11 protein-coding genes and 1 tRNA gene are annotated in these 9,736 nt (G+C 43.9%); 7 read left to right on the forward strand and 5 right to left on the reverse strand.

Going from position 1 to position 9,736, the window contains the following annotated elements:
• On the forward strand, positions 1-230 hold a 230-nt coding region (locus AB3112_RS05070), incomplete at its 5' end, for an HAD family hydrolase (RefSeq protein ID WP_367334058.1).
• Here AB3112_RS05070 and AB3112_RS05075 read toward each other — a convergent pair.
• Entirely contained in the window at positions 222-1,157 is a 936-nt protein-coding gene (locus tag AB3112_RS05075; protein ID WP_084974388.1) for a linear amide C-N hydrolase, read from the reverse strand. The genes AB3112_RS05070 and AB3112_RS05075 overlap by 9 nt on opposite strands.
• Positions 1,158-1,900: 743 nt before the next feature.
• Here AB3112_RS05075 and AB3112_RS05080 point away from each other — a divergent pair.
• Complete coding sequence (locus tag AB3112_RS05080) at positions 1,901-2,527, forward strand: LVIS_2131 family protein (protein WP_057910613.1); 627 nt, start codon at positions 1,901-1,903, stop codon at positions 2,525-2,527.
• A gap of 92 nt (positions 2,528-2,619) precedes the next feature.
• Here AB3112_RS05080 and AB3112_RS05085 read toward each other — a convergent pair whose 3' ends face one another.
• The 3 genes from AB3112_RS05085 to AB3112_RS05095 are packed head-to-tail and all read right to left on the reverse strand — an operon-like array spanning position 2,620 to position 5,790.
• Positions 2,620-4,500: an FAD/NAD(P)-binding protein gene (locus AB3112_RS05085; protein ID WP_084974390.1), complete on the reverse strand. Its 1,881-nt coding sequence runs from the start codon at positions 4,498-4,500 to the stop codon at positions 2,620-2,622.
• Positions 4,501-4,523: 23 nt separating this feature from the next.
• Positions 4,524-5,087: a M15 family metallopeptidase gene (locus AB3112_RS05090; protein ID WP_367334059.1), complete on the reverse strand. Its 564-nt coding sequence runs from the start codon at positions 5,085-5,087 to the stop codon at positions 4,524-4,526.
• A 55-nt stretch (positions 5,088-5,142) separates the two neighbouring features.
• Entirely contained in the window at positions 5,143-5,790 is a 648-nt protein-coding gene (locus AB3112_RS05095; protein WP_367334060.1) for an NAD(P)H-hydrate epimerase, read from the reverse strand.
• Between the two features lie 175 nt (positions 5,791-5,965).
• Between AB3112_RS05095 and AB3112_RS05100 the strand changes: the two genes are divergently transcribed.
• Together AB3112_RS05100 and AB3112_RS05105 are read left to right on the forward strand one after the other, a co-directional pair.
• Complete coding sequence (locus tag AB3112_RS05100) at positions 5,966-6,295, forward strand: hypothetical protein (protein ID WP_367334061.1); 330 nt, start codon at positions 5,966-5,968, stop codon at positions 6,293-6,295.
• 51 nt (positions 6,296-6,346) lie between these two features.
• A tRNA-Arg gene (locus AB3112_RS05105) sits at positions 6,347-6,418 on the forward strand.
• A 110-nt stretch (positions 6,419-6,528) separates the two neighbouring features.
• Here AB3112_RS05105 and AB3112_RS05110 read toward each other — a convergent pair.
• The gene (locus AB3112_RS05110) at positions 6,529-7,005 is read right to left on the reverse strand and encodes a tyrosine-type recombinase/integrase (protein ID WP_084974396.1); all 477 of its coding nucleotides are present in this window, start codon (positions 7,003-7,005) and stop codon (positions 6,529-6,531) included.
• A 36-nt stretch (positions 7,006-7,041) separates the two neighbouring features.
• Here AB3112_RS05110 and AB3112_RS05115 point away from each other — a divergent pair, with 36 nt between their 5' ends.
• The 3 genes from AB3112_RS05115 to AB3112_RS05125 all read left to right on the forward strand — a co-directional run bounded on the left by AB3112_RS05115 (position 7,042) and on the right by AB3112_RS05125 (position 9,666).
• Complete coding sequence (locus tag AB3112_RS05115) at positions 7,042-7,620, forward strand: TetR/AcrR family transcriptional regulator (protein ID WP_084974398.1); 579 nt, start codon at positions 7,042-7,044, stop codon at positions 7,618-7,620.
• A 212-nt stretch (positions 7,621-7,832) separates the two neighbouring features.
• On the forward strand, positions 7,833-8,009 hold the full coding sequence (locus AB3112_RS05120; RefSeq protein WP_179136539.1) for a hypothetical protein: 177 nt from the start codon (positions 7,833-7,835) through the stop codon (positions 8,007-8,009).
• Positions 8,010-8,202: 193 nt separating this feature from the next.
• On the forward strand, positions 8,203-9,666 hold the full coding sequence (locus AB3112_RS05125) for an MFS transporter (RefSeq protein WP_084974402.1): 1,464 nt from the start codon (positions 8,203-8,205) through the stop codon (positions 9,664-9,666).
• Positions 9,667-9,736: the final 70 nt, after the last annotated feature.

Below are 9,736 nucleotides of genomic sequence, written 5' to 3' on the forward strand. Positions count from 1 at the left end.
CCGATAAATTAACAGGGGTTGAAATGCTGCTTGACGGCTGGAATTTGAGCTGGGCGGATGTCGCCGCATTTGGTGACAACGACAACGATTTTGAAATGATCAACGCCGCTGGAGACGGTTATGCGATGAAAAATTCGGCGCCGGAGTTACTGCAAAAAGTTGAAAACATAACCGAGTATTCAAATGATGACCAAGGGGTTCAGCAAAAGATTAATGACTATTTAAATTAAAAATCGGTTGGTGCTTGGGTAACGGGAGAGGAGGTCCGGCAGTGAAAAGCTGAAGACCTGATCGGAGTCGTGGTATCTGAAGTAATACGTCTGGTCGCTTGAATCGAGGACCGAGATGTAGTGGGTGTAGTTAAAGTTCGGGTGGTCGTCCATGGACGGCTTGTAAGGAATTGACACGTCATCGAGGACGTTAAATAAACGGTTTCGCGCTTCGAATTGGGTCCGGCTTTCCTGAGCGCCAAGCTTGTTGACTGCGGCTACCAAGAAGCGGGTAGTTGGCGTGTTGGTGGCTTTAGGCAGGTCCTGGCTCATGATAATTTCCTGGGCTTTTGTCGCCAAGGCACTTTCGTTAGTGACGCCAAGCGTTTTTTCCAAACGATCCATGTGTTCCGGGTAGGTTGGCGAATTGGTCATCACGCCAATTGAATCAGAAATGACTTCCAAGCCGTCAACAGTCGGCTCGATGATGAGTGTTTGGCCGGATTTGTCGGTCAAAATCCAATGAAACGCAAAGACTTCCTCGCCGGCCATCCAGTATTTCCCGATGATGGCAATGTTGTCGAGGTCTTCTTTGACTTCATCAAGGGAGGCGTGTTCGCCCAGCACCCATGGTAGGAAGTCTTGGGGCGTCAGGTTTAATTTGTCATCAACCGGATCGTCCAGGTAATGGGCCTTGAGTGGAAACATCAATTCGGCACAGCTAAGCCCCTGCGTGTTGACGCCGTCAGCGACCAAGATGTTGTCAGTCCCCTCAGTGCGACCACCTCCGATATAAGGATATTTGATGGGACGGGTCCCAGATAAAGCGGTTACATAAGATGGCTGGTTAATTAAAACCGGCTTCCATGCCGCTTTGACTGGAAAGTCCATGGTGCGGGCTAAAAGAACGTGTTCGTTTAAAGTTTGCAGCGTTAAGCTGGTGCACATTGTGGTCACCTCGTGATTGATTTTCTGGTTATCAAGATACGACTCAAATATAACACGAATTTGCGGGAGTATGAGGAGAAATGCTGTGCGGGTGAGTTCCACCCCGGCTTGACTCGCACTAAACGTGTTCGTAGGAGCAATAACCTGCACCTAAGTCAGCTCCACCAGAAATCAGACTCGATTTCTGGCGAATCTAACTTAGGCTCCGGTTATTCCCGCTTATACTCGCACTAAACGTGCTCCTCAAGCCAGTCTCCTCCGCTTTATCCAATTAGGCCTTCCAGTGCAAGATGCGCACTAAAACCCCTAATTAAATAAATGCTCGGAAGCTCCCGGCTTGACTCGCACTAAACGTGTTCGTAGGAGCAACAACCTGCACCTAAGTCAGCTTCACCAGAAATCAGACTCGATTTCTGGCGAATCTAACTTAGGCTCCGGTTATTCCCGCTTTGACTCGCACTAAACGTGCTCCTCAAGCCAGTCTCCTCCGCTTTATTCAATTAGGCCTTCCAGTGCAAGATTCGCACTAAAAGGCCTAATTAAATAAATGCTCGGAGACTCCCGGCTTGGCTCGCACTAAACGTGTTCGTAGGAGCAACAACCTGCACCTAAGTCGGCTCCACCAGAAATCAAACTCGATTTCCGGCGAACCCAACTTAGGCTCCGGTTATTCCCGCTCCTACTCGCACTCTGCTTCATAATAGTGTAAACTAAAACCAATAATAGTAAAAAGGGGAATGATTATGAAATCCGCCTGGAATTTAGTTGGGATGGGGCTTTGGCTTCTTCTCATTGTTTATTTTGCATACATTATTCACGATATGCGGGCCCGTCGGCTTCGGCTTATCGTGACTGAAAAAAAGAGCTTCACTTGGCACAATTTTTGGATTTCGTTTGGTGAATTAGCCATTTTCCTGTTATTTCTCTGGGGGATGTCTTACGCGACATTTTTCCAAGACGTCAAGAAGATGGATCAAAACCGGATTACTACCAGTTACTCATACAAGCCGTTGATTATTCGCTACCGGGCCGATCAATCCGATTATGTGACGGTTTCAAATGGTAACGGACGCAAACCGATTCAAAACTACACCTACTATGTCGATGGCGGCAAGTACATGGTTGACAGCACCAACGCGACCGTAGTGTATGGAAAGAGCAATTTGAATATCCAAGCAGAAGCCTATAAGTGGAATAAAGAGTGGTTGGATCATCTGGATACCAGGTACCAAGATGCCTGGGTCGCAACGGTTACCACCACGTATAAAAAAGACTTCTTTAACGGAATTGGCCTACATGCAGGACGACAAGCTGATCGATTCAGCTTGATCCGAATTCCGGATAAGTCGTTTATGAATGTCAAAAATTAGTGATCAATGAGACCTGATCAGGCTCCGGCGCTACGAAAAAAGGGATAAAGATGAGTGATGCTGCTCATCTTTATCCCTTTTATTTATATTGCCTAATCCATTTCAACATTATCCGCAGCCGGCAAACCCAGTACCTGCGCTGCCAATTTGTCAGCGGTCTGCAGGTTGGTGTCGTTCACACCTGGGCGAGGTGCGGCATTGGTTACGTAGCGCAACCCGTCCAGTGGCACGCCCCAAATGTAAACGTCTGGTTGAACGTTGCCGTTTGCGTCCAGCAACTGATCGGTTTGTTGATCAACGTCGACCGCATTAATTGCGACAGCTTTATCGCCAATGTGGAGTTGGTGTGTTCGAGCCAATTTGGCATCAACTAAGCTTTCTAGAATCGGGTTGGCAGAGATGTCGAGGTTGGCCTTTGGTACCCGGGCCTCAATTAAAGTTGCCGACCGGAATTTATCCGTATTACGTTTAGGAGCGGCGGTCACGAACCAACCGTCCTGTCCCTTGACTTCCATTCCCGGCGCCAAAATTGTGACAACACCGCTGCGAATCAAGGCCGATAACTCCTTGGTACGGACAACCGGCGGTCCCATGATTAAGAAATTAATCGTGGAATCCAGCACGCCCCAGAATTTTTCGGCATCATCTTGGTCGGTGAAATAATCGTTAGCCAAGATTTCCCTAAATGCTGGGCGAAAATCTCTGAGAAGATCTCGTGCGGCAGCCAGCGGGCCAGTCTTAGACCCCTTGAGTGAATCGTCGACTTCCTGATTCAGCCAATTGATGATAATTGACTGGTAGTCTTCAGTTCCAACGGCCTGGACATCCTTAAATGGGTTCACGATAAAATCCCAGTTAAAGGCATCTTCTTCTTCGAAACCAAACTTTTTGAGAACGGCTGTCTTATCGTCGTTGGTTAAGAATTCCTGTTCAAATTCAGTAGCGCTCTTATAAGGATATTTATCGTTAATGGTCAACTTATAGAAGACGAGTTTTAAGTCTAAAAGCAAAAGGTCCATGAATTTATCAAAGGGCAGCTTGCCGTCGACCAAGTTCTTTTGAATGTTTTCCTGCGTCAAAAACTTTGGAACCGCACATTCGCCGTAGCCCTTTTCATTGATTGGCTTTGGATAGTACGGCATGCCCCGACGAGAACCGGCGATGATTCGCGGTTCGCGACCAGATGGCTGGTAGAATAAACTGCCATCCTCATTTTGCATGTAATGGCCACCACGACCGAGGGTGAGTTCAGAAATATAGTCGATGAAGCTGAGGCCTAAACCGCGGATGATTGCGGGCTCGCCAGCCGGAATGTCGCTTAAATCAGCATCACCGGGATGAGTTGGGGCAATATACGTCAAGGCATTATCCTGCGCATAGGAGGCGAGCTTCTGTTCGTCGTCGTTGAGGTAATTTTCCTGTTGGCCCAGACTCATGACCACTTTGTCAAATGTATAAGTGCCCTCATTAGTCTTAATGACTGGCTTTTTTGAATCGTTATAAGTCAGACTGACAACTTGTGATTTCATCACAGAAGTTGAAATTTCAGTTGGCTGCTGTTTAATCAGATCCTCGTAGAACCACTTGATGTAGGCGCCAAATAAAACGCGTGGCGCATAACCGTTAATTTGGACCTGAGCGGCCGCGGCGATGATATCGGACGAGTAGCCGTTTTTGGCCAAATACTGATTGGCGTCATCACTTCTGGCCCACTCGAATAAAGAAGGGCCGTCATAGACTTTGCTGGACATGTTGACGGACGAATCGGTGAACAGGGTGATTTGATCAGCAGCACTATTCATAATCAGTTCGTCTGATTGATCCGTTCGCCAGACGCGGCCACCAATGCCATACGGGTCAAACAGGGTAATCGACAGTTTTTCCGTTTGGTCACTGTGATATTTATATTGATTAAACAACTGGGAGGTCAATAAAATCCCCCTTGGACCAGCACCAATAATTCCAACTTTCATATCATATACTCCTAATATCTGATTTAGTAATCTTTTGGATCGGCTTCTAGAGGTCCAAACGCGTCTGCATCCGAGTCGCGGAAGTCCCACCATTCGTTTTCATATCCGACAAAACCTGCTTGTCGCATGGCTTCATTAAGAATATCGTAGTTCTTTTGGGCTGCCGGTGTCCATGATGATTTTTCGTTGCGCTTGGCAGCACCGGTGAAGTCGTCAAAGGCAGTTGGCATTTCAATGTCGTTGCCATCCTTGTCAGTTAGTGTCAAATCAAAGGTTACGCCCTTTTGGTGGCTAAAATTTGGATCCGGTTCCGCTACCCAAATCGGGTCGGGATAAACGTCAAACAGCCGCTTTTGCGCGTAAGTCGGGCGATAGGCATCCCAAATTTTGATGCGATAGCCCTTGTCCTTTAGCGCCTTGCTTGCCTGGGCGAGCTTTTTGACGGTGTCAATTCGAGAAATCGCCTGGTCAAAATCATAAACAACCTGGTGCGTAAAATTATCGCTGGTTGCGTACTTCAGGTCAACAATGATGTCCGGGTCGGCGTCGTGAACGTTCATATAGCCTTGGGTTTTCTTATCAGCCATTTTGGCACCTCCATAGTATGAGAAAATTCTCGTTAGGTTAATGTTATATTAATAATTATTCATTTTCAAACGTATTGCCGCGGTAAATACCGATATCATCGACGTAAATCGTGCCGGTGTATGGTTTGGCCTGTTCTTTGAGCATACCCACCTTGGGATAAGCGATGGTCGACGTTGAGGTCGCCTTGATGGCGGTCCCCATTACTTCACCGGTATCGCCATTTAAGCCGGATGGGATGTCGACAGCGTGAATCTTGGCTGCTGAGGCGTTGGCTTTGTCGATCACGGTAGCGTAATCCCCGCCAACATTGCGTGACAAGCCACTGCCAAATAAGGAATCCACCAGCGTCGTAAATTTGTCAAAATTGGCATCCATGAAGACCTTGGGGATTTGGTAATAGTCACAAATGTGGGCCTGTGCCTTGTGGTCAGCACTTGCGTGATCCGGATTGCCAACGGTTAAAATTGATACTTTGTAGCCATGGGTGGCCAATAGGCGGGCAACAACCAGACCGTCGCCGCCGTTATTGCCGGTTCCAGCCAGAATGAGGACGTTGCTTAAGTCCAGATCCGGGTTCGCCAACATATTTTCATAAATCTTTAACCCGGCCCGTTCCATTAAAACTAAGGAAGGGATGCCGATTTTATTGATTGTTTTATCATCTAATTCACGTGATTCTTCAACCGTGATTGCTTGTGTCATGATATTACCTCCCAACATGATGATGAAAGCACTTCACACCCTATATGTTCAACTATTCAGAGGGGAAATGCAAGGACAATGTGTGGAATTTGGTCGTCTATAAATAATATACGTGCTTTTTGTGAAATTCCTGCATTATAATGGTGGCAGTAATGAAATTATTGGAGGTACAAATATGTCCCTAGATTACCCAGAAAATATCCGTGAATTTGAAGATAAATTTGCCATCGAAAAAGCTCGCCACCCGGAAACAACCAGGGACGGACTCATGAAGCAGGTGATTGAAGATGCCTTTCAAGGCTATTTGGATGAAGCAGAAGAGGGACACTACGACACCGGCAAATTAGTTGGCAAGGAGATTCAAGTTTTTGGCCTCAATAACCAGCTGCTCAAATCGATTCCACCAATTGGTGATTCATTTGAATCCGACTTCGAAAAAGACGGTGACAAGCTGATGTGGTACCTGGAAGATCACGCCGATCGGGTTGCCCGTGAATTTTCATAGGCGAAGCGGTTGTATTATTATGCAGCAACCGCTATAATTAGATGGTGTAAGGCGTCCTTAGTGTAATGGATAGCACATGAGATTTCGGTCCTCATGATCCGAGTTCGACTCTCGGGGGACGCATAAATGTAAAGCGTTGATATGCCGGGTAGTCAGAGACTATCCGAAGCATCTAAAAAGTAAAGATTGATTGGTTCTTGTTTAAAATCATGACGAGTTTATGAGAATACCTTTCATTGGTCAGCAAAGCCGTTTGGGCTTGCTGGCTTTTCTTTTGCCTTCATCAATTGGCTTTCAAATTTATTAAAAGTTGATAACGTGACAATGGCTGGGGTATCAATGTAATCTTTGGTGGTTTTCGTGTCGGAGTGAGTAAGCGCCCTTGAAATCTCTTCCATAGAGGCACTACCTTGGTGAGCAATCGTCGCAAAGGTGTGTCTTAAGGCATGGGGATGAGTTTTAGTTAACTCAGGGTGCCGCTTTCGGATGGTCTTAAGCCGGTTATTCAAATAGAACGGATTGACAGGTTGATTTACTTGACCGTGAGCAATTGTATAAGTGAATACAAACTGTTGGGCCTTGCAAACACCCAAAAGTAACACTAATTTGGGGGTATTTTTAAACCTCGCCTGTTTTCCTTCCTTGGTCGGTTGGAGATAAATAGCTCTTAACTGTTCATATTTTAGAATATCACTTATACTTGGATTCATAGTTATTTGATCAATTTAAGTTAGGTGGTTTTTAAGATGAAATCAACGGGCTATGAAGATTTAAGAGTTCAAAAAACAATCAAGGGAATTTATAAAGCGTTTGAGAGTTTAATCGTGGAAAAAGATTATCAGCATATTACCGTAACGGAATTGGCAAGGCGGGCAGAGATTAACAAAAAGACCTTTTATCGTTATTATCCCACTTTAGATGATCTTTTAGCGGAATTACAAAACCGCTACAGTGAGGATTATTTGAAGATTATTGGTGATTATGAGTACCCTCGTGATTTGGAAAAAAGTTTTCGAGCATTTTTTGAGTACTCAAATAAGATGGGACCGGCCTATGACAGGATTTCCACGAATCGGGTTTATTCAGGAATTCGTCAGCAAATGATCGATAAAGTCATGCTGAGTACCTGGGACAATTCTCCTGAGTTTAAGAAACTGACTGATTTTGAGCGAGAAGTTCTCTTAAAGTATATTGAGAACACAGGCATGCAGATTTATCAACAATGGGTTGCAAACGACAAAACTGAATCCATTGAAGATGTCATTGAAATAACTTGCAAATTAGTTCGTGGCGGAACAGATGCGATATTACATGGTAATAAATAAAATCGCCAGCTTTTTGTTTTTCTAAACGATTTTCTTCATGAAAAGAAGAAAATCGTTTTGTACGTTCTTCCATAATTTTTTGCCACTCATTCCTTAAAAGGGTGGCATAAGTCACGGAAGTGGATTTTTTGACCATTGTTTGCACATGCTACCTGTCTCATAATAAGAAATACCGAAAGAAACTGATTTCCTTAATAGATGGGTGGAACAAAATGAATCAAGAAGAACAAGTACTTCAAGTTGCTTGTAATCATATAGAAGCAATTATTCAAAAAGACTTTTTCAGATTAACTGAATGGAATGCCTTAAAAGCAATCTTCACTCATATTACTGGTGAGAAGCAAACGCGAGAGGAACGGTTATACCAAATGAAGCGGGGGCGAATTTGACTAATGAAGAAAAAAGTTACTGTACAATTGATCAGTTCCACAAACGCCACAGTAACAACGGAAAATCTATTGGGAACAAGAATCTATAGCTTTCAAAATACTTGGCCGCTCCGTTGGTTTACAAAATTGGAGAAAATCGACAGAAGCTGGCAAATTACAGCATCCAGTCAAACTTATTTTAGGAGTGGCAAGAGTGAGTAAACGAAAATTAGTTGTAGCAACTATTGCGTTGTTATTAGCAAACTTTATGGGAGGGTTGGATGCAACCATCGTCAATACAGCTTTGCCAGAGATTGTTAGTGATTTACAAGGAATTCGTTACTTAGGCTGGATTAGTTCACTTTTTTTATTAGGAACGGCTGTTAGTACTGTTCTTTGGGGTAGAATCGCCGATATTTTTGGGAATAAGCGGATTTTCCAAGTCGCAACCCTGATCTTTGTTTTTAGTTCATTAGTGGGTGGGTTAGCTACGAGTATGTTGACCTTGATTATCGCTAGAGGATTTATGGGAATTGGTGCTGGAGGGATGGTCTCAATTCCCTTTATCATCTATGCCAAATTATATCCGGATGTGGTAAAGCGTGCTCATGCATTGGCAAGGGTTATAGCTGCATATACTTTATCTACCGTCATTGGTCCAATAATTGGAGGCTTTATTGTCGATTATTATTCTTGGCACTGGGCTTTTTTAATTAACTTACCCATCGGAATTTTAGCGATAATCATGTTGCAGTTTTCCTATTATGAAGATAAACAGTCGCAAATAGTAACCAAATTTGATTACTTAGGGGCGAGCACTCTTTCAATGGCTTTGATTTTTCTACTTTTTGCTGGCGATGCATTAGCTGTTAGTCAACTCCGAGCCATTACTTTACTTATTTTGGGTTTTGGTAGTTTAGGGATTTTTGTTGCAGTTGAGAGTCATTTGGATAATCCCTTAATTCCAATTAAATTATTAAGTGATTGGAAGATTCAATCACAAAACGTCATTATGTTTTTGATGAATGGTTTCTTTATTTGCTATAGTATCTATTCGCCGATGTGGGCACAAGGCTTGTTAGGAACCAGTGCGACTAGAGCAGGAATGACTCAGATTACGTCTTCAGTTTTGTTGCTAATTGGAACTCGGCTAACCGCCAATCTGATGCGAAACATTCCTGCTAAGAAAATCGTGAAGATAGGACTGATCAGTGTATTTTTGTCGGCGATTTCGTTAATAATAGCCACACAAAACAGTCCTTACTGGTGGTTGATGATGAGTGGTGCCTTTGAAGGTTTTGGAGTAGGGTTAGCTTTTACACCAATGCAGGTTTCGATTCAAGACGGTGTAAAGGCGGAGTTAGTCAATGTTTCCACAACATTTGGTTTGTTATCTCGTACACTAGGGCAGACCTTAATGGCGTCTATTTACGGTGGAATATTGAGCTTACGCATTGCAAATTTAGTTGGACAGACAAATGGACAAATTACTGTTGCCCAAATGAACCAACTGACCGATCCTGAAACTGCCAGCAATTTACCACAAAACTTAATTCCAGAGATGCGAAGAATTTTATTCGAGAGTCTTCATAGTATCATGCTAATCGGCTTCTTTTTGATTGTTGCGGCAACTATTATCAATGTCATCCGTAAAGAACCATTGAAGCAGATTCGTTAACAAAAATCATTTTAGACTCAGGAGAGAAAATATGAAGAATATCTTAATTATTGGGGCTACTGGCTCAATC

This window comes from Lentilactobacillus sp., assembly GCF_040773105.1.
Classification (GTDB): domain Bacteria; phylum Bacillota; class Bacilli; order Lactobacillales; family Lactobacillaceae; genus Lentilactobacillus; species Lentilactobacillus parabuchneri.

Excerpts from the sequence above, each read along its gene's own strand:
- AB3112_RS05110 (WP_084974396.1), bottom strand. The coding sequence starts at position 7,005 with ATGAATCCAAGTATAAGTGATATTCTAAAATATGAACAGTTAAGAGCT.
- AB3112_RS05095 (WP_367334060.1), bottom strand. The coding sequence starts at position 5,790 with ATGACACAAGCAATCACGGTTGAAGAATCACGTGAATTAGATGATAAA.
- AB3112_RS05115 (WP_084974398.1), top strand. The coding sequence starts at position 7,042 with ATGAAATCAACGGGCTATGAAGATTTAAGAGTTCAAAAAACAATCAAG.
- AB3112_RS05080 (WP_057910613.1), top strand. The coding sequence starts at position 1,901 with ATGAAATCCGCCTGGAATTTAGTTGGGATGGGGCTTTGGCTTCTTCTC.
- AB3112_RS05100 (WP_367334061.1), top strand. The coding sequence starts at position 5,966 with ATGTCCCTAGATTACCCAGAAAATATCCGTGAATTTGAAGATAAATTT.
- AB3112_RS05090 (WP_367334059.1), bottom strand. The coding sequence starts at position 5,087 with ATGGCTGATAAGAAAACCCAAGGCTATATGAACGTTCACGACGCCGAC.
- AB3112_RS05075 (WP_084974388.1), bottom strand. The coding sequence starts at position 1,157 with ATGTGCACCAGCTTAACGCTGCAAACTTTAAACGAACACGTTCTTTTA.
- AB3112_RS05085 (WP_084974390.1), bottom strand. The coding sequence starts at position 4,500 with ATGAAAGTTGGAATTATTGGTGCTGGTCCAAGGGGGATTTTATTGACC.
- AB3112_RS05120 (WP_179136539.1), top strand. The coding sequence starts at position 7,833 with ATGAATCAAGAAGAACAAGTACTTCAAGTTGCTTGTAATCATATAGAA.